At 71.9% G+C, this 21,519-nt stretch carries 24 protein-coding genes; 6 read left to right on the top strand and 18 right to left on the bottom strand.

The window, feature by feature from the left end; all coding sequences use genetic code 11:
• Positions 1–529 (top strand): SpoIID/LytB domain-containing protein (locus AF1_RS25800; RefSeq protein WP_067804561.1); only part of this gene is annotated, 529 nt, incomplete at its 5' end.
• A gap of 54 nt (positions 530–583) precedes the next feature.
• On the opposite strand, the gene AF1_RS25795 is transcribed toward AF1_RS25800, so the two are convergent.
• From AF1_RS25795 to AF1_RS25780, 5 genes are all read right to left on the bottom strand, one after another.
• Complete coding sequence (locus AF1_RS25795; protein ID WP_242608578.1) at positions 584–1,636, bottom strand: NBR1-Ig-like domain-containing protein; 1,053 nt, start codon at positions 1,634–1,636, stop codon at positions 584–586.
• A 328-nt stretch (positions 1,637–1,964) separates the two neighbouring features.
• Positions 1,965–2,462, bottom strand: coding sequence for a nitroreductase family deazaflavin-dependent oxidoreductase (locus tag AF1_RS25790; protein ID WP_067804557.1), 498 nt, complete (start codon positions 2,460–2,462; stop codon positions 1,965–1,967).
• Positions 2,463–2,465: 3 nt separating this feature from the next.
• The gene (locus tag AF1_RS34825) at positions 2,466–2,591 is read right to left on the bottom strand and encodes an NAD(P)-binding protein (protein WP_131732306.1); all 126 of its coding nucleotides are present in this window, start codon (positions 2,589–2,591) and stop codon (positions 2,466–2,468) included.
• On the bottom strand, positions 2,588–3,181 hold the full coding sequence (locus tag AF1_RS25785) for a TetR/AcrR family transcriptional regulator (protein ID WP_067804555.1): 594 nt from the start codon (positions 3,179–3,181) through the stop codon (positions 2,588–2,590). Before AF1_RS25785 ends, AF1_RS34825 begins: the two co-directional genes overlap by 4 nt.
• Before the next feature lie 168 nt (positions 3,182–3,349).
• Positions 3,350–3,964 carry a class I SAM-dependent methyltransferase gene (locus AF1_RS25780; RefSeq protein WP_084263338.1) on the bottom strand — a complete coding sequence of 205 codons (615 nt, stop codon included), beginning with the start codon at positions 3,962–3,964 and terminating at the stop codon, positions 3,350–3,352.
• Between the two features lie 194 nt (positions 3,965–4,158).
• Between AF1_RS25780 and AF1_RS25775 the strand changes: the two genes are divergently transcribed.
• Complete coding sequence (locus AF1_RS25775; RefSeq protein ID WP_067804554.1) at positions 4,159–4,881, top strand: PIG-L deacetylase family protein; 723 nt, start codon at positions 4,159–4,161, stop codon at positions 4,879–4,881.
• Positions 4,882–4,906: 25 nt separating this feature from the next.
• A complete protein-coding gene (locus AF1_RS25770; protein ID WP_067804552.1) occupies positions 4,907–5,296 on the top strand; it encodes a DUF302 domain-containing protein in 390 nt (129 codons plus the stop codon).
• Between the two features lie 148 nt (positions 5,297–5,444).
• Here the strand turns inward: AF1_RS25770 and AF1_RS25765 are convergent, their stop codons facing one another.
• From AF1_RS25765 to AF1_RS25745, 5 genes are all read right to left on the bottom strand, one after another.
• Positions 5,445–5,771, bottom strand: a complete 327-nt coding sequence (locus AF1_RS25765; RefSeq protein WP_174548894.1) for a rhodanese-like domain-containing protein — start codon at positions 5,769–5,771, stop codon at positions 5,445–5,447.
• A 195-nt stretch (positions 5,772–5,966) separates the two neighbouring features.
• Complete coding sequence (locus AF1_RS25760) at positions 5,967–7,691, bottom strand: aminotransferase class V-fold PLP-dependent enzyme (RefSeq protein WP_207393916.1); 1,725 nt, start codon at positions 7,689–7,691, stop codon at positions 5,967–5,969.
• A gap of 230 nt (positions 7,692–7,921) precedes the next feature.
• Positions 7,922–8,464: a WD40/YVTN/BNR-like repeat-containing protein gene (locus AF1_RS25755; RefSeq protein WP_067804550.1), complete on the bottom strand. Its 543-nt coding sequence runs from the start codon at positions 8,462–8,464 to the stop codon at positions 7,922–7,924.
• A 12-nt stretch (positions 8,465–8,476) separates the two neighbouring features.
• Positions 8,477–10,030 carry a multicopper oxidase family protein gene (locus AF1_RS25750; RefSeq protein WP_306303190.1) on the bottom strand — a complete coding sequence of 518 codons (1,554 nt, stop codon included), beginning with the start codon at positions 10,028–10,030 and terminating at the stop codon, positions 8,477–8,479.
• Between the two features lie 127 nt (positions 10,031–10,157).
• Complete coding sequence (locus AF1_RS25745) at positions 10,158–10,658, bottom strand: DUF6153 family protein (protein ID WP_067804546.1); 501 nt, start codon at positions 10,656–10,658, stop codon at positions 10,158–10,160.
• 256 nt (positions 10,659–10,914) lie between these two features.
• Here AF1_RS25745 and AF1_RS25740 point away from each other — a divergent pair, with 256 nt between their 5' ends.
• A complete protein-coding gene (locus AF1_RS25740) occupies positions 10,915–11,289 on the top strand; it encodes a helix-turn-helix transcriptional regulator (protein WP_242608579.1) in 375 nt (124 codons plus the stop codon).
• A 143-nt stretch (positions 11,290–11,432) separates the two neighbouring features.
• Here AF1_RS25740 and AF1_RS25735 read toward each other — a convergent pair whose 3' ends face one another.
• The 8 genes from AF1_RS25735 to AF1_RS25700 all read right to left on the bottom strand — a co-directional run bounded on the left by AF1_RS25735 (position 11,433) and on the right by AF1_RS25700 (position 20,158).
• Positions 11,433–11,978 (bottom strand): HAD domain-containing protein, encoded by a 546-nt coding sequence (locus AF1_RS25735; protein WP_067804568.1) that lies wholly within the window; start codon positions 11,976–11,978, stop codon positions 11,433–11,435.
• A 62-nt stretch (positions 11,979–12,040) separates the two neighbouring features.
• Positions 12,041–12,733: a putative N-acetylmannosamine-6-phosphate 2-epimerase gene (locus AF1_RS25730; RefSeq protein WP_067804542.1), complete on the bottom strand. Its 693-nt coding sequence runs from the start codon at positions 12,731–12,733 to the stop codon at positions 12,041–12,043.
• Positions 12,730–13,584, bottom strand: a complete 855-nt coding sequence (locus tag AF1_RS25725; protein WP_084263336.1) for an ROK family protein — start codon at positions 13,582–13,584, stop codon at positions 12,730–12,732. Before AF1_RS25725 ends, AF1_RS25730 begins: the two co-directional genes overlap by 4 nt.
• Positions 13,581–14,567, bottom strand: a complete 987-nt coding sequence (locus tag AF1_RS25720; RefSeq protein ID WP_084263335.1) for a dihydrodipicolinate synthase family protein — start codon at positions 14,565–14,567, stop codon at positions 13,581–13,583. Before AF1_RS25720 ends, AF1_RS25725 begins: the two co-directional genes overlap by 4 nt.
• A complete protein-coding gene (locus AF1_RS25715; RefSeq protein WP_067804536.1) occupies positions 14,564–15,580 on the bottom strand; it encodes an oligopeptide/dipeptide ABC transporter ATP-binding protein in 1,017 nt (338 codons plus the stop codon). The genes AF1_RS25720 and AF1_RS25715 overlap by 4 nt, the downstream gene beginning before the upstream one ends.
• Complete coding sequence (locus AF1_RS25710; RefSeq protein WP_067804534.1) at positions 15,577–17,547, bottom strand: dipeptide/oligopeptide/nickel ABC transporter permease/ATP-binding protein; 1,971 nt, start codon at positions 17,545–17,547, stop codon at positions 15,577–15,579. The genes AF1_RS25715 and AF1_RS25710 overlap by 4 nt, the downstream gene beginning before the upstream one ends.
• On the bottom strand, positions 17,544–18,503 hold the full coding sequence (locus tag AF1_RS25705) for an ABC transporter permease (RefSeq protein ID WP_067804526.1): 960 nt from the start codon (positions 18,501–18,503) through the stop codon (positions 17,544–17,546). The genes AF1_RS25710 and AF1_RS25705 overlap by 4 nt, the downstream gene beginning before the upstream one ends.
• A 59-nt stretch (positions 18,504–18,562) precedes the next feature.
• On the bottom strand, positions 18,563–20,158 hold the full coding sequence (locus tag AF1_RS25700; protein WP_067804523.1) for an ABC transporter substrate-binding protein: 1,596 nt from the start codon (positions 20,156–20,158) through the stop codon (positions 18,563–18,565).
• A gap of 154 nt (positions 20,159–20,312) precedes the next feature.
• Between AF1_RS25700 and AF1_RS25695 the strand changes: the two genes are divergently transcribed.
• Both AF1_RS25695 and AF1_RS25690 read left to right on the top strand, forming a co-directional pair.
• A complete protein-coding gene (locus AF1_RS25695) occupies positions 20,313–21,068 on the top strand; it encodes a FadR/GntR family transcriptional regulator (protein ID WP_067804520.1) in 756 nt (251 codons plus the stop codon).
• A gap of 117 nt (positions 21,069–21,185) precedes the next feature.
• Positions 21,186–21,519: hypothetical protein (locus AF1_RS25690; RefSeq protein ID WP_157419300.1), on the top strand; the 334-nt coding region annotated here is incomplete at its 3' end.

Below are 21,519 nucleotides of genomic sequence, written 5' to 3'. Positions count from 1 at the left end.
CAAGTACCTGAGCTCCGCGCCGGGCGGGTGCAAGACCGACGGCACGAACAGCAAACCGCCCACGACGATCCTGGTGTACCGGACGTCCCTCGGGCGCGTGGACCGGGTGTCGTTCAAGACCTACGTCAAGAACGTCCTGCCCAACGAATGGGTGCCGAGCTGGCCGAGGGAGTCCCTCAGGTCCGGGGCGATGGCCGTCAAGAGCTACGGCTGGTACTGGGCGCTGCACTCGACGCGCAAGACGTCGGGCGGCCAGTGCTTCGACGTCTACGACAGCACGTCGAGCCAGGTGTACAAGCCCGGCTCCGCGAAGGCGTCGACGAACGCCGCGGTGGACGCGACGTGGGGCACCAAGATGACCCGCGGCGGAAAGATCTTCCAGGCCCAGTACTGCTCCACGACGACGGCGTGCGGCGGGTGGGTCACCGGAGACTGGATGTCGCAGTACGGCTCTCGCGATAAGGCCAAGGCGGGCTGGAGCTACTCCAGGATCCTCAGGGCCTACTACAGCGGGATCGTTCTCTCCTAAACCCGCAGACCGTCCGGCCCCTGGTTCCCCGCCGTGCCCCTCCCCGGCGGGGAACTAGGGTCCCTCGACGATGATCTGGAAGTTGACCGGGCGGTTTCCGGGGAACGCGACCCTTCCCGAAGGGTCCACCATCTTGAACCGCACGTAGCACAGGCCCGGCTTCTTCGGCGTGGTGATGTCGGTCCGGATGTCGACCAGCCCGCCTGGCCGCGTGTCGTTGATCGGCACATCGGAGATGGTCTGGCACTGATCGGCCTGCTGCGGGAGGTCGAGGCGGCGCAGCGAATACCCCTTCCACGGCACTTTCCCGACGTTCTTGAGCCGCCATACCTTGGTCACGGTCTTGCCCGCGCCGACGCGCGTGCAGTCGGGCAGCGTCATGTCCGCGATGAACGCGGCGGCATCGCCCTTGTGCATCGGCGGGGCCGACGCCGGGTTGGGCGCGTGCACCGGGCAGTCGGCCGGAGACGGCGCGGCCTCCGACAGGCTGCCGAAAGGCTTCGGACCGTCCCCGCCGGCCCCGGAGTCGCGATCGAGGGTGACCACGATGACGCCCACCGCGCCCACACCGATGGCCGCCGTCACCAGCGCGACCGCGACCGGGCGGGCCGGCCGGAATCGCCTCCGGCCCCCCGGCGCGGGGAGGGCCGGCTGGACGTCACCCGCGCTCTCGTCGGCGGGCGGTGGCGGCGGGGGCACGGATGCCGGGGTCTCGTCGGCCGGCCCGGGTGCTTGCGCCCCGATGGCGATGTGCACGGCCTGCCGTTCCGCGGTGCTCGTGGCGGAGGCCGCGGTTCCACCGGACGGGCGGGCCGCAGCGCTGTCCGCGGCGGTCGCGGGCTTTCCGGCACTCGCCGACCTGACCGCCAGGTTCGCTTTCTCCCAGCGTTCGCGATACGCGGCCGGGTCCGCACCACACGCCTTGACGAACTCGGCGGTGGTCCCCCAACTCGGGAGTCTGTTGCCCTTGGTGGCCTCATGTAACGTGGTGTGCGAGATCGCTCCCGACCGACCGGACATCTCCCGGAAAGGCGGGTTGCCAACCGATTCGCGCAGCTCCCGTAGAGCCGCCGCGAAGTCCGCGATCGCCTCCGCCTGTGCACGCATGTGGTCCACCGGCCGAAGCTAGCAGCCCCCGCGGTCTTTACTCAAGATCGAACCGATTTCGTCGGTCGGCCGGGCGAGACGGGTACTCCTGGGTGAGACATAGATCACCTGTATACGAGACAATCGTCTGAAGCGGCGTCCAATAGTGTCGGCCCGCGAGGGACAGTGCGTGATCAACAGGTGACCCTTCTCATTCTCGGGTGACTTTGCACTTTTGCGGGACGGCGACACCTTTGACGAGGTGGCCGGTTTTGCAGGGGCGGCAGCGGAGTTTCCAGAGGATTCACCGGCTTTCAAGCGGAGCGTTCGCCTGGTCTGCGGAGGCGTTTCAGGCCGCCGGTGTCCGGAGCGGAGTGGGCCGTGGCGTGAAACGCACGAAGGGGATGTGTCGTCCGACCTGGCGGTAGTCCTCAACGCTGCCGTCGACGGCGAAGCCCATGAGCTTGCACAGTTGCCGGGCGGCGACCGGGTGGCGGGGGGCGTACCGGGCCATGATCTCGGCGCCTTCGTCGGTCGCGATGGGGGCGGCGGTCGCCTGGATGCGCTTCCCGGCGATCTGGAGGGTGACGTCGGGGTTGGCCATGACGTTGCGGTACCAGTCCGCTCGGGGGCCGAATCCGGAGGCCGCCACGTAGCCGTGCCCGTCCTTCTGGACGACCTCGATGACGACCTGGCGCGGCCGGCCGGAGACGCGGCCGGTGTGCGTGAGCAGCATGATGCGACGTCCCAGCAACGGCCCCAGCCCCATGCGGTACAACCGGATGGGCAGCCGCCACAGCAGGCGGCGCAGGCCGGTCGGCGGGGCGGGCCTGTCGATGATCTCCATGGTTCAGTCCTCCTTGGCGAGGTCGGGGCTTTGCGGGGCACGCTCTACGACCACCGGTCGGAGGCCGCGGCGCCGCAGCCGGTACGCCGGCGTGAGCCCCGCGACTCCGCCGCCGATGAGGCCCCTCACGCCCCTCCCTCCAGCAGATCCCCCACCGCGCCCAGGGCGTCGCCGACCGGAAGAGCACCGTCGATCATGTAGTGCAGCATCAGCCCGTCGATCGACGCGGCGATCAGGGTGGCCACTCCGGCCGGCCGTGCCGACGGCCAGCCGGGATGCAACTGCCGAAGACGGTCCGCGATCTGGGTGCGGGCCAGGCGAAGCTCATCGCGCAGCATCTCGCCCAGGGCGGGATCGCGCATCGCACCCACGATCAGCTCGGCGGCCAGCCGGGCCGCCTGCTCGTCGTCCGGGGGCCGGGCCAGCAGGCTCCGCATCGTTTCCAGCGCCGCCCGCTCGTCCGGTGCCCCCAGGAGTTCGGTGGCCAGGGGCCCGATGATGAGCTCCGTAGCCCGCCGGAAGATCGCCGCGTGCAGCCCGGCCAGGCCGCCGAAGTGATAGTGGATCAAGCCCGGGTTGGTGCCGGCGCGTTCGGCCACGGCACGCGTGGAGACGCCCGGCCACCCCTCCCTGCCCAGCAACGCGATTCCGGCGTCCACCAGTTGCCGCCGGCGGCGATCGCCGCGCGATGAAGTTGGCCGATCGACCAAATTGGTCATACGAGCAAGTTAGCACAGAAGGCGCGGGCGTGTCGGCGCAGACCCTCGTCGACCACTTCGACGGCAAGGACGGGCTCGCCGATGCCGCCGGACATCGTCCTCAAATAGGGCTCATGCACGGTCCAAACCGTGCAGGAGCATCCCGGTTCCGGGCATCGGCGAGGTGACTCACTCGCGGCGGGCGAGCAGAAACGCGTCGATCGCGGTCCGGGTCCGCCCGTCGGCGCTGACCTCGCGCGACCGCGGCTCGGCTCGCACGGTCCGCAGCCCGAGGCCGTCGATGTCGGACACCGCATCGTCCGCGGTGTACAGGACGGCGGGGTCCTGCGGGCCGCCGACGCCATGCGCCAGGTTGTCGCTGTCGTGCGCCACGACCAGCAGCAGCCCGCCGGGGGCGACCGCGTCCGCCGCCGCACGCAGCACCCGGCGCCGCAACTCCTCGCCGGCCTGCAGGTAGGCGACGATCACCAGGTCGTAGCCGCGCCGGGCCGGGACGTACTCGCCGAGATCCGCCTCGACCAGGTCGAGGCGGTCGGCGGATTCGGCGAGCCGGCGCACGGCGAGGGATCGGGCGCGGTCCAGCGCGACGGCGGAGAAATCAACCGCCGTGACCGACCATCCCCGCTCGGCCAGCCACAATGCGTTGCGCCCCTCACCGGCCGCCAGATCCAGCGCACGGCCGGCGGGCAGTCCCGCCGCTACCTCCTCGACCCACCGGTTCGGCCCCGCCGACCAGACCAGATCCCTCCCGGCGTACAGGCGGTCCCACTCGGCACTGTCCACAATCGATCTCCGTTCGGTTGCTGCCGGACGACCTTCGAGGTGACCGGAATCCGGCCGTCTCAGGGCCAGGGTAAGGAACGACCTCACTGGGTCGGGGCCGCCCTGCCGCGAGGCCGGACAGCCGCTCTTTCTGGGATCACCCCTTTCGACATATACCCGTGGGGGTATGCTGAAGGGAGAGCAGTGGAGGAGCCATGGGGCCAAGCGAGCAGAGCTTTTTCGACGGCGTCGGCGCCGTTGTGGCGGTGGTGGCGCACCCGGACGACGAGAGCTTCGGCCTCGGCGCACTCCTGGATCATCTGACCGCCCGGGGAGCCGAGGCCGCGGTGCTCTGCTTCACCCGCGGCGAGGCGTCCACCCTCGGCACGGCCACCGGGGACCTCGCCGAGATCCGGGCCGCGGAACTGGCCGCAGCGAGCGCGGTGCTGGGCGTCACCCGCACCGAGCTGCTCGGCTACCCGGACGGCCGGCTGGACCGGACGCCGCTGCGAGACCTGGTCGGGCAGGTGCGCCGGCTGGCCTTCGCAGTGCGCCCGAGCCATCTGCTGGCCTTCGACGTGGGTGGCATCACCGGCCATCCCGACCACGTTCACGCCACACGGGCGGCTCTGCTCGCAGGCCGTGAACTGGGACTGCCCGTGCTCGGGTGGACCGTGCCCGACCATGTCGCCAAAACCCTGAACACCGAATTCGGCACCGCCTTCGTCGGCCGTCCCGAGCTGCAGCTCGGACAGGCGCTCGCGGTCGACCGCACCCGGCAGCGCCGGGCGATCGCCTGCCACCGCAGCCAGGCCACCGCCAATCCGGTGCTGTACCGCCGCCTGGAACTGCAGGGCGGAACCGAGCATGTGCGCCTGCTGCGCGGTGCTGCGGCTGACATAGCCCGGGTGGGTAAGGGACGCGAAGACGGCACCTGACGTGGCCGTCTCAAGGAGGGGAATCATGAGTTACGCCATCACTGTCCGGCTGCACCGGCCGTTCGGCGAGACCGTCGAGCAGGTGCGCGCGGCCCTGAAGGACGAGGGCTTCGGCGTCCTGACCGAGATCGACGTGCAGGCCACCCTGCGCGAGAAGCTCGGCGAGACGATGGAGGACTACCTCATCCTCGGAGCCTGCAACCCGCCGCTCGCGCACCGGGCGCTCGGCGTCGACCGGCAGATCGGCCTGCTGCTGCCCTGCAACGTCGTCGTGCGCACCGACGGCGACGACACCGTCGTGGAGGCCCTGGACCCGCAGGTCATGGTCTCGGTAAGCGATCGTCCCGGCCTGAAGCCGGTCGCCGACGAGGCAGCGAGGCGGCTCGTCGCCGCACTGGAGAAGCTGGAGTCCTGAACCATGCGGCCGGCCGGCCGCACTTACGGGGCGTGGGGAAGTTCGAGCCGGTAGTCGACGCCTACGAACGCGACCTCGCCGCCGGTGCCGAAGTACCGGCGGCCAATCGGTACCGGGTGTCGATCGCCGGCCTCCCTCCCCCGCCTCGTCAAGCGGCGTTCTCGCGCAGGCCCCGCGCGACCGGGCCGCCGGCCCGGATCCACGCGCCGGTGCCTCCGGCCACGGAACGGGCGTCGATCCCCGCCTCCGCCATCCACCGGGCGGCGAGCAGGCTGCGGTTGCCGCTCGCACAGATCACATAAATCGTGCGGCGGTCCTTGAGCTCCGCCAGCCGAGCCCGGACCTCCCGCAGGGGAACCAGGCGGGCACCGGGCACATGACCGGCCGCGTACTCGTGCGGCTCCCTGACGTCCACCACCGGCGCGCCGTCCGCGTGCGCGGCGGCGAACGCCCGGATGTCCACTTCGCTGATCATCTCTCTCCTCCCATATACCCCTGGGGGTATCTGCCGTGCACAGTACTCGAAAGATGAGACCGATGCAAATACCCCAGGGGTGTATCAGGAGGACCGCTTCGGCGGCACGCGCACGGCGGTGCGCCGCCGGCACGGCGGGACGATGCGGCTGCGAGCCTCAGCGGACCTCTGAGCAGGCGCGGTCACCAAGAGGCGTCAGCGGGTCAGGCACGTGGCGGGCAGCGGGAACCAGCGCAGCCGCTCGAAGTCCTCGGGAAGGCCCGGCGGCCGTGTGTCGACGTCGTCGGGCAGGGAGACCAGCAGGTCGCGGGCTTTGCACAGTTGTCCGGGCAGGACGTCCTCACCGGCTCGGACGTGCGCGACCGGGCAGACGAGCTCGCCGTTGGTTCCATAGTGCAGGTCGGCCAGCCGCAGGGGCGGTTCGACGGTGCCGCGACGGTGCCGCCACAGCCCGGTGCGCGGATCGAAGCGGTAGTCGGTGAGCAGCCGGTGCCCGTAGGTGGCGACGAGGTCGACGGCGTCGATGAGGTAGTCGCAGACGGCGTCGGAGATGAAGTAGTTGAAGTTGATACGCGTCCAGCCGGGCTTGACGCCCTCACAGCCATGCCTGACCTCCTCCCCCAGCGCGCGGGAGCGGGCGGCGTCGATGGCGAGCAGGCGGTGACCGTAGGGGCCGGCACACGAGCAGCCGCCGCGGGCCTGGACTCCGAACAGGTCGTTCAGCAGCGCGACGACGAAATTGTGATGCAGGTACAACTCACCGAACCGAATCCGCACCGACACGATCGACAGCCGCCGGGAGTGCCGGTCGCCGAGGATCTCGATGTTCGGGTTGCGCTGCCAGCGGTCCAGGGCCCGGCGCCAGAAGCGCTCCTCGCGCGCCTGGATGAGCCGGGTGCCCACGGCCTGCTTGAGCTGGAAGACCAGCCCGGCGCGGATCGACTCCACGATCGCCGGGGTGCCGCCCTCCTCGCGCGCCACCGGATCGTCCAGGTACCGGTGCCCGATCGGGTCGACGAACGCGACCGTGCCCCCTCCGGGGACCGTCGGCACCGCGTTGCGCACCAGGTCCCGCCGGACGACCAGCACCCCGGGTGTCTGGGGGCCGCCGGGGAACTTGTGCGGCGACAGGAAGACCGCGTCCTTGTGGTCGCCGCGGCCCGGCGCGCTCGCCGCCATCCGGATCGGTACATACGCCCCGGCCGCCGCGTAATCCCAGAACGACAGCGCGCCGTGCTCGTGCAGCAGCGCCGCGATCTCCTCGGTGCCGGTCAAGATGCCGGTCACGTTCGATGCCGCCGAGAAGCTGCCGATGAGCAGCGGACGGCCGGAGTACGCGACGAGCTTCTCGCGCAGGTCCCGGACGTCGATGTGCCCGTCCCCGTCCTCGCCGATGACGACGACGTCGGCGATCGACTCGCGCCACGGCAGCTCGTTCGAGTGGTGCTCGTAGGGCCCGACGAACACCACCGGCCGCTTCTCGGCGGGAATCCGGTCGCGCAGACCGTACCGGCGGTCCAGGCCGCCCGGGATCCGCAGCTCCAGGATGCCGATCAGCTTGTTGACCGCCGCGGTCGCCCCGGAGCCGCAGAAGATCACCAGGTCGTCCGGGCCGCCCCCGACGGCGTCGTGGATGATCCGGCGCGCGTCCTCGCGCAGCCTGGTCGTCTGCAGCCCCGTGCCGGAGCTCTCGGTATGGGTGTTGGCGTACCGGGGCAGCACCTGCCCGCGAACGAAGTCCTCGATGAAGTCCAGCGACCGGCCCGAGGCCGTGTAGTCGGCGTAGATGATCCGGCGCGGCCCGTACGGCCCGTCCAGGACCTCATCGTCTCCGATCACACCGTGCCGGATCCGCTCCAGCAGTGGCGAGGTCGGCGAGTCATCGCCGGCTCCAACGTGCTCGATCTCCTGGGGCACCACGCCTTCAGCGTGCCTCCGCCCCGGCCACCCCGCCATGGACCTTTGGTCCCGTGACCACAGGGCCTTCTTCCCCATCGTCGGCACGGTGCGGTCGGTCCGCTCCAGACGTCCGTCACGGCGTGGATGGCCTGCGCGCCCGCCTCCCCCTCGGCCGATCTACTGGGACGGCAGATCGGCCGAGGGGGCGGGAGTTCTTCCGCGGCGGCACCGACGCGTGCGGGGTGCCGTGATCAGCCGGCGTCGTAGCGGACGCCGAAGGTGCGCCCGCCGTCGTCACTGCGCCGGACGCCTTGCGCCTGGCCGTCGTAGACGTACAGGACCGGACCGGCCTGCTGGAGGGCGTGGAAATCGGCCTTGCCCACCTCGGATACCGAGGTCCAGGTGCGCCCTGCGTCGGTGGAACGGATCAGGCCCAGGTGGGGCGGAGCCCCCGTGGCCGCCTCGTCCGCCGCCGGGTGACCGCTGGCGAGGAACGTGCGCGGCCCGACGATGGCGAAACCCATCGTGTCCTGGCGGTTCTTCCCCACTCGGCTCGCCCGGTCCGGCGACTCGATCTTGAACACGCCGAAGTGGGCGCCCACGTAGATCGCGTTGTCGGCCGGGTCCATGGCGACACCATGGATGTGCCCGATTTCGGCCTCGGCGCCGGCGGGGTGCGCCGCGGACTCCTGTCCCGTCCCGGTGCCGCAGGCCGCGAGCAGGACGAACGAGACGGCGCCGACCGCCGCGCGGAAGGGCCCTTCCACCAGGGCATTCAGAAAGCGTGCGTGCATGGGACGCTCCGTTCAGACCTGGTAGCCGAGCAGGGCCATCATCCCGCTCTCGGCGTGGTAGACGTTGTGGCAGTGGATCATCCAGCGGCCGGGATTGTCGGCGTCGAAGTCGACGTCCAGGGACCGGTTCGCAAGCACGATCGCGGTGTCCTTGCGCACCCCCGTCGGCGCCACGGCGAAGGTATGGCCGTGCAGATGCATGGGGTGCCACATCATCGTCCGGTTGACGAACGACAGCCGCACCCGCTCGCCCGAACGCACGGGATGCAGCTCCTCCGGGTCGTATTTCCGCCCGTTGATGGCCCAGTCGTACTTCATCATTCCGCCGGTCAGTTCCAGGCGAACCGTCCGGTCCGGGCGTCGCCGCTTGAGCCGCGCACTGTCGGCCGGCTGGAGGTCGCCGTATCCGACGATCTCGCGCCGCAGTTCGCCGGGGCGGACGCCGGCGGCCGGGACCGCGGCGGCACCGCTGGTGCGGAGCAGCGCCCGAGCCGTCGCGTTCTTGCCTTCCGCCAGGGCGGTCAGCGGGAAGGCCCCGGACTCGACCGTCACGACGACGTCGTAACGCTCTCCCATTCCGAGCAGAAGCGCGTCCGTATCGACGGGCCGCACGGGGAAGCCATCGGCGTGGGTGACGGTCATCCGGTGCCCGCCGAGCGCCACGCGGAACGCGGTGTCGCCCACGGCGTTGATGAGCCGGATCCTGACGCGGTCTCCGGGCTTGGCTCGGAAGGTCTCGGGCTCCTCGGCGATACGCCCGTTGACCAGGAAGTAGGGGTAGCGGACGTCTCCCGCGTCGCCGCCGAGCAACTCGCTCCGGGCGCCCATGAGCATGTGCCCGCCCATGCCGGACGAGCCGGGCTCCGGGGTCTCGCTCGGCCCGCCCATGTCCATGCCCGGCATGTTCGAATGGTGGCCGCCCATTCCCATGCCGCGTTTCAGTTCGGCCAGCACCTGATCCGGGTTTCCGGTCACGCCGTCCAGCCAGTCGTCGAGTACCACGACCCATTCGGCGTCGTAGGACAGCGGCTCCTTGGGGTCCTCGACGATCAGCGGCGCGTACAGTCCCCGGTCGAGCTGGGTTCCCGAGTGCGGATGGAACCAGTACGTGCCCGGGTGAGGGACCGCGAATTCGTACGTGAACTCGCCCCCCGCCCTGATGTCGGGCTGGGTGACGCCGGGAACGCCGTCGGCGTCGTTGTGCAGTGCCAACCCGTGCCAGTGCACGGTCGTGCCGGCCGGAAGCCGGTTCGACACACGCGCGCGTATCACCTCGCCCGCCTTCACGCGGATCTCCGCGCCGGGGAGGCGCTGCCCGTACGTCCAGGTGCGGACGGTACGTCCTCCCAGGTCGACGGGGCCCTCGACGGGAGCCAGCCGGAAGTCGCGGACGGCGCCGCCGGCGTGGCGGCGGGCGGCCTCGGCCTTGCGGACCTGCTCGCCGCCCGGTGCGATGAAGGCGGGCCTGCGCCCGCCGTCGCCGCAGGCGGACAGGGCGGCGCCGCCGGTCACCAGGAGCCCGGCGCGCAGAACGGAACGTCGATCGATCGGTTTCATGCTGGTCATGCCTCGCATTCGGTCATGCGGACGGATGGGAACGGGCATGACCGGGTGCGAGCCGACGCGACGAGGGCTCGTGGGAGAGGTCGGAGCGGGTCTCGCGGCGGTCGGTGGCACCCGGCCGAGCCGGCTCCTATATCCGCAGGACCACCATGCCGAGGAGGGGCGGCCCGAGGCCGGGCGGAGCGCGCAGGAGAGGCCGCGAGAAGGGGCGCGCCGCGCGGGTCCCGTTGCGTTGCGCCGCCCGGATCCTCACCGTCATGCGACGCAGCGCGATGAGGGCGCCGGCGGCGATCAGGACCGCCAGGCAGATGTCGGACGGGTCGACGAGCATTCCGGTATCGGCCCCGGCCATGTGGGAGACGACGCGTCCGGCGGCCGCGGACGAGACGCCCGGGAACGGCTTGTGCGCCGGCCGGTCCATCGGTTCGGCCACGTGACCGGCCGTCCCGTGCCCGGCGGACATGCTGAGGGTGCCGCGCGCGTGGTCGGCGGGATGCCCGAGGGTGTGCATCGCGACGATGCCGAGGAGCACCGCGCACAGGAGCAGCAGCCACGCGAGGGCATGCCGCGAGGCTCCCGGCCGGGCGACTCCGACCGCCCGGGAGTGAACGGCACGTCCATGGGCGTACATCGGGACGAACGATGGTAGACGGCCGGATCACTCAGGCCGTGCTTCCCTGTCCGCGGACGCAGACCCCGGCTGGCTCCCGCTCGGCGCCCAGGCCACCAACCTCGTCGGCCAGAAGAACTTCACGCCGCCGTTCCCGACGTATCCGTCCGGACGCGATACCGAGGTCGGGCGGCTCCACCAGCGGCCCCTGGTGCTGTGGGATGGTGGGTGTGTGACGTTGGAAGACCTCGTCCGGCTGCGCCGGGCCCGTGACCTGATGGACCGCGACTACGCGAAGCCGCTCGACGTCCCGGCACTGGCACACGTCGCCCTCATGTCGCCGGGCCATTTCTCCCGCAGTTTCCGCGCCGCCTTCGGGGAGACGCCCTACAGCTACCTGATGACGCGCCGGATCGAGCGGGCCAAGGCGCTGCTGCGGCGGGGCGACCTGACGGTGACGGAGGTCTGCTTCGCGGTCGGCTGTACCTCGCTGGGGTCGTTCAGCTCGCGGTTCACCGAACTGGTCGGGGAGAGCCCGAGCTCGTACCGGGCCCGCCGCCATGACGAGGGCGCCGCCGTCCCGGCCTGCGTCGCCAAGATCCACACGCGGCCGATCAGGAACGGAGAAGCGAGATCCGCCTCCCGTCCGTAGCGTGAAACGCGTGGACATCGACCAGCCCTACGGCGTCCGCGACCCTTCCGGCAACATGCCGCGCTTCACCCAGCCCCGCAAACACTGAGCCTTGGTCCGGGAACCGGACGCTCCCCTATCGGCGAACCAAGGCAAGGGCGTGCTCATACTCGATGAGTTACGAGCCCATCTTGCGTTTCGCGCAACCAGTTCTCCAGGAGGAGATAGTCGGCGTCGTTCAGACCGTGCCGGGCATCAACGCGATGCAGCAGGGCCCGCCCTGAGTGATGAACCGACACCCAGGCCCGATCGACCTCGGTGATCTCGTCGTCAATCCAGGCGAAGGGGCGCCCAGCGGCCCACTCGACGAGGGCGCGGGTCTTCCAGTGCATCCCCCTTCGCTCGTCTTGGTCGTCCAACTCCGACGGCTCAGGCCAGACCACCACGGGCAACTCCGGCAGACCCAGGATCGGGCAGATCCACTCGTTCGCGTCCGCCATCCACGTCGTGGCCCAGACCAGCTCACATGCCAGCGCCCTCAGCCGAGGCCCATGCGCGGGATTGATCCTGGCCAGCAGCGGATGAGAATTCATCCCCGGCATTTGGGTGCGACCTGTTCGATAAGTCGGGTACCGCTGCGTCGCTCCGAAGGGGATGAGTGGCCCGTCGACATCAAGGAAGACCAGCGGAGATCGCGCAGAACCCGTCACAACCGCACGGTAGCGCGTCCTCACGATCAGGCGTAGATCTCAGGGGGCAGGCTGATTTTCCTTCAGGGGGGTGACAGGGCGGTGGTGAATTGCGCGGTGATCCATTGAGGGTCGGTTATCGCGGTTCCGACCACGACGCAGGTCGCGCCGGCCTGGATCGCGGACGCCGCCGCCGCGGGCGAGTGGTAGCGGCCCTCGGCGACGATCAGCGCATCCGGGAGCGCCTCGCGCAGCGCGTGGACGAGGTCCAGATCGGGGCCGTCGGGAGGGGGTCCGGGGAGGGTGTAGCCGGCGAGGGTGGTGGCGACGGCGTCGGCTCCCGCCTCGGCGGCGGCCACGCCCTCCTCCAGGGACGACACGTCGGCCATGAACAGCGCGCCGGCGTCATGGACGGCCTCGATCGACGCGGTGAGCGGGTGGCCGTCCGGGCGTGGACGGCGGGTGGCGTCGGCGGCCACCACCTGTGCCCCGGCCTCGGCGACGGCGCGGGCCGCCGTGACGGTGGGGGTGATGAACACCCCGCCCGTCCCGTCCTTGGTCAGCCCGATGACGGGGACGTCCACGGCAGCGGCGACGGCGGCCACGTCCGGGAGGCCGCCGACCCCGCCGCAGCGGATCGCGGCGGCGCCTCCCCCGGCGGCGGCGCGGGCCATCCGGACGAGGGTGGCCGTGTCGCGCAGCGGATGCCCCTCGCCGGCCTGGCAGGACACGATCAGCCGGCCGGCGACGGCCGCGGCGAAGGACTCGGGGGTCATCGGAGGCTCCACTGAGACGTGCCGGCCTTGGCGAGAAGGGCCGCGCCGACGAGCGGCGCGTCCGTGCCGAGGCGGGCGGGGACGATCGGTGTCGCGCGCAGCGGCGGGAGCGCCTCGGCCTGGAACGCGGTGGTGACGGCGTCGATGAAGGGCGCACCGATCTGGGCGACGCCGCCGCCGAGCACGACGGCGTCCGGGTCCAGGACGCAGAGCAGTCCCGCGAGGGCGCGTCCCAGCACGGAACCGGCGTGCCGCGCGTCGCCGGTGGCCTCGATGGCCGGGCCGGAGACGACGGCCTCCAGATGGTCGCGTCTTCCGCAGCCGCACGGCACCGGCCCGCGTTCGGGGACGAGCAGGTGCGCGACCTCCCCGGCGGTGCCGTGGGCTCCGTGTTCGAGGCGCCCACCGGTGGTCAGCGCGCCGCCGACACCCGTCCCCACGGAGACGTGCAGGACGCGGTGGTACCCGCTTCCGGCTCCCGCCCTCGCTTCGCCGTTCGCCATGGCGCGCACGTCGTTGACCACTGCGACGGGCAGGCCGAGCCGGTGCGCCAGAACCTCCTTCACGGGCGTCCCCGCCCAGCCGGGGAGCACGTCGGTGGCGGAAACGACGCGGCCGGTCTCCGGATCGACGACGCCGGGCGCGCCGACTCCGACGGCCCGGACGCGGGCGGTGCCGAGACCTTCCAGCAGGCCGGCCGCCGCGGTGAGCACGGCGGCCCCGCCCCCGGCGGGCGTCGCCGTCCGGGCACGCAGCCGGACCGCTCCGTGCCCGTCCACCAGCGCTGCGGCGATCTTCGTCCCGCCGATGTCGAGCGCCGCGTACAGGTCCGCGCCGTCGCCGGTGGTCACAGCAGCCCGGCGGTGGCGAGCCGGTCGCGGACGAACCCGGTTTCCGCCTCATCGAGCGGGACCTGCGGCGGTGCCGTCAGCGGGCAGTCGATGACGCCGAGGAGGTGCAGGGCCGTCTTGAACGCGCCGAGCGCGGACGAACCGCGCCCCATCCGGCCGGGGGAACCCGCGTTGACGATGTCGAAGAGCCGCAGCAGCCGTTCCTGCTCGGCCCGCGCCTCGTCCCACCGTCCGGCCCGGCAGTGCCGGTAGAGCCGGGCGTAGCCGGCCGGGTCGACATTGCCGAGGCCCGGCACGACGCCCTGGACGCCCATCGCGAACGCGGTGTCCACGGTCAGTTCCGATCCGGTCAGCACGCTGAACCCGGCCGCCTCGGCGTCCCGCAGCGCGAGCAGGAGGGTGCGCAGGCCGCCGTCGTCGCCGCTGGAGTCCTTCACACCCGCGAGCACCCCCTCGGCCGCGAGCCGCACCAGCATCTGCCCGTCCAGCTTGGAGTGCACGGAGACCGGCAGGTCGTAGGCGTAGACGGGGACCGGGACGGCATCGGCGACCTGGCGCAGATGGGTTTCGATCTCCAGCGGGTGGGTGCGCGTGTAGAACGGCGCGGTCGTGACCACGCCGTCGCAGCCGGCCTCGGCCGCGATCCGGGCGTGCTCGATGACCCGCAGCGTGGTCATGTCGATGACCCCGCCGAGGACGGGCACCCGCCCCGCCACGTGCTTCACCACGGTGTCCAGGACGACGCGCCGGTGCGCGTCGGGCAGGAAGGCCACCTCGCTGGTGGAGCCGAGCACGAACAGCCCGTCCACGCCCGCGCCGAGGAGATGGTCGACGAGCCGTTCGAGGGACGGGACGTCCACCTCCAGAGCGGGGGTCAGCGGTGTGCAGACGGGCGGCACCACGCCGGTGAGCCCGCCGAGCCCCCACGGCGATGAAGCGGTGGACGCGGCGGAGGCGGTGCGGCCGGTGGGAGCGGGGTTCACGGGATCTCCTGCGAAACGGTGGACAGGGCGAGGTCGGACGGGTCGGTGACGGGATGCAGGCACCGGTACCGGTGCCCTTCCTCGGTGCCGGGTGTGAAGGCGGGCATGGCGTCGCCGCACTCGTCGGCGGCGCGCCAGCAGCGGGTGCGGAACGGGCATCCGCTGGGCGGGTGGACGGCCGAGGGGACGGGGCCGTCCAGGCGGATCGGCTCCATCGGTTCGAGCAGGCTCGGCGTCGCCGACAGCAGCGCCCGGGTGTAGGGGTGGCGCGTGTCGCCGCGCGCCACGACGGCGGCCGGCGATTCCTCGACGATCCGGCCGAGATACATGGTGACCACCCGGTCGGACATGCGGCGGACCGTCTGGATGTCGTGCGAGACGAACACCATGGCCAGGCCGAGCCGGGCCTTCAGGTCGAGCAGCAGGTTGAGGATCTGCGCCCGGACCGACACGTCCAGCGCCGAGGTCGGCTCGTCCGCGACGAGCAGCACCGGTTCCAGCGCGAGCGCGCGGGCGATCGCGACGCGCTGCCGCTGGCCGCCCGACAGCTGGCCGGGCAGCGCGCCGGCCAGCGGCGGCGGCAGCCCGACCAGCGACATCAGTTCCCGGACGCGCGCGTCGCGCTCGGCCGGCGTACCCCGGCGGTGCACATCGAGCGGGTCGCGCAGGATCGCGCGCACGGGCAGCCGCCGGTTGAGCGCCGTGGCCGGGTCCTGGAAGACCATGCCCACGGACGCGCCGAGCCGCGCGGCGCGTCCGCGGCGGCGCAGAGCGCCGAGGTCGTCCCCCTCGAACAGCACCGTGCCGGAGGTGGGGCGGGTCAGGCCGACGAGCACCTTCGCGAGGGTGGACTTGCCGCACCCCGACTCGCCGACGATCCCGACCGTCTCCCCGCGCCCGACCGTGAGATCGGCGCCGGTCAGTGCGTGCACCGCGGCGCGGCCGAACGGCCCGCCGCCGCGCACCGGCAACCGGACGTGCACGTCGCGCAGTTCCATGACGGGTGTGGTCATCGCGGTCCTCCCGCCTTGGCCGGAACCTGGTCGGACGGATCGGCGGGCTCGCCGATCGGGTGATGGCAGGCGAACGCGTGCCGGTGCGGATCGCCGGACGGCTCCGGGCGGGTCGCCGCGCACACCTGTGTCGCCGCCGCGCAGCGGTCGGCGAACCGGCAGCCCGCCGGGAAGCGCGCGGGCGACGGGACCACCCCGGGGATCTGCTCGGGACGGCTCCCGGTGGCCTCCAGCGACACGACCGCGCCGAGCAGCCCCCGGGCGTAGTGGTGCCGGGACGAGGCCACCAGCTCGGACGTGACCCCCGCCTCGGCGACCTGCCCGCCGTACATCACCACCACCCGGTCGGTGACGTCGGCGACGAGCGCCAGGTCGTGCGAGACGAGGATCAGCGCGAAGCCCAGTTCGGCGCGCAGCCGCAGCAGCAGCCGCATGACCGCGGCCTGGACGGTGACGTCCAGCGCGGTGGTCGGCTCGTCCGCGACGACGAGCCGCGGGTCCCGCGACAGCGCCATGGCGATCAGCACCCGCTGCCGCTGCCCGCCGGACAGTTCGTGCGGGTAGCTGCGCAGGGTCCGGTCCGGGTCGAGCCCGACGAGGTCGAGCAGCTCGGCCGGGGTCCGGGTGCCGCCGCGCCGGGTGAGCTGGCGGAGCTGGGCGCGGATCGTCATCGCCGGGTTGAGCGACGACAGCGCGTCCTGGTAGATCATCGCCATCTCGTGGCCGAGCAGCCGGCGCCGCTCCCGGGCGGGCATCGTGCGCAGGTCGCGGCCGTCGAACAGCAGCCGGCCGCCGACCCGGGCGGCGGCCGGTTCCAGCCCCATGATCGCCAGGCTGGTGAGGCTCTTGCCGCAGCCGCTCTCCCCGACCAGCCCGACCACCTCGCCGGGGCGGACGTCCAGGGACACCCGGTCGACCACGTCCAGGTCGCCGTAGCGCTCGGGGAAGCCGATGGTGAGGTCCTCGACGCGGAGCAGCGGTTCGCCCTGCGGGAGCGGGCGGGCCCGGTCCGCGAGCCGCCGTCCCGCCTCCCGCAGTCCGGCGACCGCCCGCGGTGACGCCGGCGCCGCAGGCACCGCGTGCCCACCGGCGCCGGTGCCGGGCTCGGCGTCCGTCTCGGTGTCGGTGCGGGTGGCGGGCGCCGCCCAGGCGTCCGATACGCCCTCGGACAGGATGTTCAGCACCAGCACCGTCACGAGGATGAACAGCCCGGGGAAGAACGTGGCCCACCAGCCGCCCGCCAGCACCAGCGACTTGCCGTAGGCGATGACGCTGCCCCACGACGGGGCCGGGTCCTGCACGCCCGCGCCGATGAACGACAGGCTCGCCTCGAACACGATGGCGTTGGCCACGACGATCGTGCAGAACACCAGGATCGGCGCCGCGCAGTTGATCGCGACGTGGCGGAGCAGGATGTGTCGGCGTCCCGCGCCGATCACCCGTTCCGCCGCGACGTAGTCCTCGCCGTACTGCGAGAGCACGTTCCCCCGTACCACCCGCGCGATCTGCGGGACGTAGAGGAACGCGATGGTGCAGATCAGCACCGGGAGGCTGGTGCCGAACACGGTGACGAGCACGGCGGCCAGCGCGACCGCCGGGAACGCCATGACCACGTCCAGGCAGCGCATCACGATCTCGTCGACGGCGCGGTGCGCGGTGGCGGCCAGGGCACCGAGCAGCGCCCCGGCGGCGAGGGCGAGCAGGGTCGCGCCGAGGCCGATCGCGAGGGACCAGCGCGCCCCGTACAGGACGCGGGCGAACACGTCCCGGCCGACCCGGTCGGTGCCGAACCAGTGCGCGCCGGACGGCCCCTGCCCGGCGATGCCGGTGGTCAGCGGATCGTGCTGGGCGATCAGCGGCGCGGCGAGCCCGGCCGCGACGATCACCAGCAGCACGCCCAGCGCGACCCGGGACGCGGGCGGCAGCCGCCGCAGCACCCGGCTCGTCGTGCGCACGGTCCCGCTCATCGGGTGGCTCCCCTCAGCCGCGGGTTCACGAACAGGTACAGCACGTCCACGAGCAGGTTGACCACCAGGAACGTCAGCGCGATGCCGAGCACCACGCCCTGCACGAGGGCCGGGTCGCCCGCCGTGACGCCCTGCATGATCAGGGTGCCGAGGCCGGGCAGCCCGAAGATCGCCTCGACCACGACCGCGCCGCTCAGCAGGTAGCCGATCTGCAGGCCGAGCACGGTCAGCGGGGTGATCAGCGCGTTGCGCAGGACGTTGCGGCCGACCACGACCACGCGCGGGAGCCCGCCGCCGATGGCGGTGCGCACGTAGTCGCGGTCGAGTTCCTCCACCATCGCGGTCCGCACCACCCGGGTCAGCAGCGACCCGACCGGGAAGGCGATCGCGATCGCGGGCAGGGTGAGGCTGCGCAGCCACCCGCTCGGCGAGTCGGCCGGGTTGACGTACCCGCCGGTCGGGAACCAGCCGAGCCGCAGCGCGAACTGCTGGATCAGCAGGATGCCGAGCCAGAACGACGGCATCGCGACGCCCGTCATGGACAGCACCCTGATCGCCTGGTCCGGCCAGCGGTCCCGGAACAGCGCCGCGGTGACGCCCAGGATCCCGGCGAACAGCACGCCGAGCAGCACCGCGAAGACGGTGAGCTGGAGCGTGAGCGGGAACGCCGTGCCGAGCGCGTCCGTGACGGGCCGGCTCGGCGGCGCGGTCACCCCGAGGTCGCCGCGCACCAGATCGGCCAGGAACCGGACGTAGCGGACCGGCAGCGGGTCGGTCAGCCCGTGCTCGACCGCGTAGGCGTGCCGTGCCTGCGGGGTGGCCCCCTCGCCGAGGGCGTTGTAGGCCGGATCGTTGGGTGAGAAGCGCAGGACGACGAAGACGAACAGCGTGATCCCCAGCACCATCGGCACGAGGGTCAGCAGCCGTCCCGCCGTCATGCGCAGGATCGTTGCCATGGGCGGCGTCCGTTCTGTCGGGCGTCTCTGTCGGGCGTCCGTTCTGTCGGGCGGGGGCGTCAGGCTCGGTCGACGCCCAGGAGCGACAGCCCGGTCGTCGCCATCGGCCGGAATCCGGGCAGCGCCTCGCGCTTCCAGCCGGTGACCAGCTTGCGGTGGAAGATCGGGTAGAGCGCGGCCTGCTCCGCGACGATGTCGATGGCCTGCTTCCACAGCCCCCGGCGGGCCCCCTCGTCGGGTTCGCGTGCGGCCTTGTCGAGCAGGTCCACGACCTTCTTGGCCTCGGCGGTGCCGGAGTTGTAGCTGCGGTGGTCGGGCCACGTCCCCACATAGAACCAGCGCATGAGCAGGTCGCAGTCGTTGCCGAACACCGACGGGTCGCCGGGGGCCGCCATGACCTGGTACTTGCCGGTGTCGATGCGGTTGGAGTACTGGCCGCCCGACTGGCCCACGTTCAGCGTGGTGGAGACCCCGACCGCGTCCCAGCTCTGCTTGATCAGCGGCGCGCAGTCCTTGACGAAGTCGGTGTCGGTGGTGACCAGTTCGACCTTCAGGCCGCTGACCCCGGCGTCCGACAGCAGCTTCTTGGCCTTGGCGGGGTCGAACCCGTAGACGGTGGAGGCCGGGACGTAGTCGGGGTGGCCGGCGGGCAGGAAACTGGTCGCGGCGGCGGCGTTGCCGAGCAGCGCCGTCTTGATCAGCTTGTCGGTGTCCAGGGCGTAGTGCAGCGCCTGCCGGACGCGCACGTCGTCGAACGGCTTGGCCTTGCAGTTGAACATCAGGAACAGCAGCCCGAAGCTCTGCACCGACTGGACGGCCGCGGACTTCGACAGCGCATCGGCGTTCAGGTAGGGGACGGCCTCGATCGCCTGGACGCGGCCGGACTGGAGCGCGGTGACGCGGGTGGACGGCTCGGACAGCAGCAGCCAGGTCATCGTGGCGACCTTCGCGGGGCGCGGCCCGCCGTAACCGTCGAACTTGGCGAACGACAGCCCGCCGGTGGCGCTCGCGGCGGTCAGCTTGAACGGCCCGGAACCGACCGGCAGCGCGTCGAACTTCTTCTGGTCGGCCTGGACGATCCCCTTGGGCACGATCCTGACCACCGACAGCCGCTCGGAGAACAGCGCGAAGGGGTAGGTGAGCTTGAACTCGACCGTGCTCGCGTCGACCTTCTTCACCCCGTCCAGGAAGGGCAGGAACTGGACGAACAGCGAGGCGTTCTTCGGGTCGAGGACGCGTTCGAAGCTGAAGACGACGTCGTCGGCGGTGACGGGGGAACCGTCGTGGAACTTCGCGCCGTCGCGGAGCGTGACCCGGTAGGTGGTGTCGTCGACCTTGGCGGGCGCGGCCTTGGCGAGCGCGTTGTAGGGCTGCCGGGTGACCGGGTCGAGGTCGACCAGGGGCTCCAGCACGTGGAGGTTGGCGGCCACGGCGACGGCGCTGGAGGCCGTCATGGGGTCGAAGCCGCCGGACAGGGCGTAGGCGAGGGCGGCCTGGATGGTGTCCTTGGAACCGCCGGAGCCGCCGGATCCGGTGGAGGACGGGCCGCCGCACGCGGCCAGACCGGCGCTGATCGTCGCGGCCGCGCCGAGCAGTCCGGTGTAGCGCAGGAAGTCGCGGCGGTGCAGGCCGCGGTCGGGCTGGAGATCGGTCACGTCGTCTCCTTGGGGGTGAGAGGTCGAGGGCTCTGCGCAGGTGGCAAGGGAGGTAGGACATCCAACGTCGTTCGTCGTGTACCGTAGGCGTCGGCACCGGCGAGGTCAAGGGCCGGACCACCGCAGATCCGAGGGGGATGGGGAGCGTGAGCCGATGACCGCAGCGCGGACGCGGGGACGTGCGACGCGCGGCCGGAGCAGCCGGACCGAGGAGGTGCAGCAGCGGATCAAGCAGCTGATCCTGGAGCGCGGTCTCGCGGTCGGCGATCCGATGCCCACCGAGTTCGAGCTGGTCGAGGAGCTCGACGTCAGCCGCAACTCGCTGCGCGAGGCGCTGAAGGCCCTCCAGGCCGTCGGCATCGTGGAGATCAGGCACGGCTTCGGCATGTACGTCGGAACCATGTCGCTGGGCGCGCTGGTGGACGAGCTGACCTTCCACGCCCGCATCTCCAAGCGGCAGGGCCGCGACGACCTGGCGCACCTGGTGGACGTCCGCGAGGTCCTCGAACGCGGCCTCATCGAGCAGGTGATCGACCGCGGGCTCCAGGCCGGCAACACCGAACTGGACGAGATCATGCGGCGCATGGACGCCGAGGCCGGGTCCGGGCAGGTGACCCCGGAGACCGACCGGATCTTCCACGAACTGCTCTACAAGCCGCTCGCCAACCCGATCGTCAACCAGCTCCTCGGCGCGTTCTGGGACGTCTACCGGACGCTGCAGCACGACCTCGCGCCCGTCGAGCAGGAGGCGGCCGACGTCGCCCAGCGGCACCGCGACATCTACGAGGCGCTGCGCGCCGGCGACCGCGAGGCCGCCACGGCGGCGATGGCCGCCCACTTCCGCGGCATCCGCGACCGGCTCGACAGGGCGCGCGACGAGGCACCCGACGAGCGCGACCCCGAGAGCTGAACCCGGGGCTTGACGCCTCCGGCGACCCCCTCTAGGTTCACCGCCAAGGACATCCTACATCCCATGTCCTACAGAAGGGTTCCGGTCATGCCCCCATCCCCCCGATCCGGTGCCGCGGTGGCCTTGATCACCGTCCTGGCCTCGGCGTCCGCCGTCCCCGCGCACGCCGCCGTCCCCGCCCACACCGCCGTCGCCCAGTCCGCCGTCGTGACGCAGGACTGCACGGCCGGCCGCATCCAGGAGACCGTCGTCAACCGGTCCTCCGCCGCCACCACGTTCACCCTGACCTGGCCCGGCGTCGGCACCTGGACCGCCGACGTCGCCGCCGGCGACAGCGCCGGCTACCGATGTGCGGGCCAGTGCTCCGGCCTTCAGGCCGGGGGTGAAGGCCCGCGCGGGAGGGCCGCCGGGCCCGAGCGTGTTCTGACCGGACCGGCTCAGCGCATGAAGA

This window comes from Actinomadura formosensis NBRC 14204 (assembly GCF_001552155.1).
In the GTDB taxonomy this organism is placed as follows: Bacteria; Actinomycetota; Actinomycetes; order Streptosporangiales; family Streptosporangiaceae; genus Spirillospora; species Spirillospora formosensis.
Note: the sequence above shows the minus strand (reverse complement) of the source record. Positions and strands in the feature narration are given on the sequence as shown.

What these genes read in the sequence shown, in the direction of transcription:
- AF1_RS25745 (WP_067804546.1), bottom strand. Translation starts at nt 10,658, where the DNA reads ATGTACGCCCATGGACGTGCCGTTCACTCCCGGGCGGTCGGAGTCGCC.
- AF1_RS25695 (WP_067804520.1), top strand. Translation starts at nt 20,313, where the DNA reads ATGACCGCAGCGCGGACGCGGGGACGTGCGACGCGCGGCCGGAGCAGC.
- AF1_RS25770 (WP_067804552.1), top strand. Translation starts at nt 4,907, where the DNA reads ATGAGTTACGCCATCACTGTCCGGCTGCACCGGCCGTTCGGCGAGACC.
- AF1_RS25775 (WP_067804554.1), top strand. Translation starts at nt 4,159, where the DNA reads ATGGGGCCAAGCGAGCAGAGCTTTTTCGACGGCGTCGGCGCCGTTGTG.
- AF1_RS25705 (WP_067804526.1), bottom strand. Translation starts at nt 18,503, where the DNA reads ATGGCAACGATCCTGCGCATGACGGCGGGACGGCTGCTGACCCTCGTG.
- AF1_RS25750 (WP_306303190.1), bottom strand. Translation starts at nt 10,030, where the DNA reads ATGACCAGCATGAAACCGATCGATCGACGTTCCGTTCTGCGCGCCGGG.
- AF1_RS25730 (WP_067804542.1), bottom strand. Translation starts at nt 12,733, where the DNA reads ATGACCCCCGAGTCCTTCGCCGCGGCCGTCGCCGGCCGGCTGATCGTG.
- AF1_RS25765 (WP_174548894.1), bottom strand. Translation starts at nt 5,771, where the DNA reads ATGATCAGCGAAGTGGACATCCGGGCGTTCGCCGCCGCGCACGCGGAC.
- AF1_RS25790 (WP_067804557.1), bottom strand. Translation starts at nt 2,462, where the DNA reads ATGGAGATCATCGACAGGCCCGCCCCGCCGACCGGCCTGCGCCGCCTG.
- AF1_RS25740 (WP_242608579.1), top strand. Translation starts at nt 10,915, where the DNA reads ATGGACCGCGACTACGCGAAGCCGCTCGACGTCCCGGCACTGGCACAC.
- AF1_RS25715 (WP_067804536.1), bottom strand. Translation starts at nt 15,580, where the DNA reads ATGACCACACCCGTCATGGAACTGCGCGACGTGCACGTCCGGTTGCCG.
- AF1_RS25710 (WP_067804534.1), bottom strand. Translation starts at nt 17,547, where the DNA reads ATGAGCGGGACCGTGCGCACGACGAGCCGGGTGCTGCGGCGGCTGCCG.
- AF1_RS25795 (WP_242608578.1), bottom strand. Translation starts at nt 1,636, where the DNA reads ATGCGTGCACAGGCGGAGGCGATCGCGGACTTCGCGGCGGCTCTACGG.
- AF1_RS25755 (WP_067804550.1), bottom strand. Translation starts at nt 8,464, where the DNA reads ATGCACGCACGCTTTCTGAATGCCCTGGTGGAAGGGCCCTTCCGCGCG.
- AF1_RS25785 (WP_067804555.1), bottom strand. Translation starts at nt 3,181, where the DNA reads ATGACCAATTTGGTCGATCGGCCAACTTCATCGCGCGGCGATCGCCGC.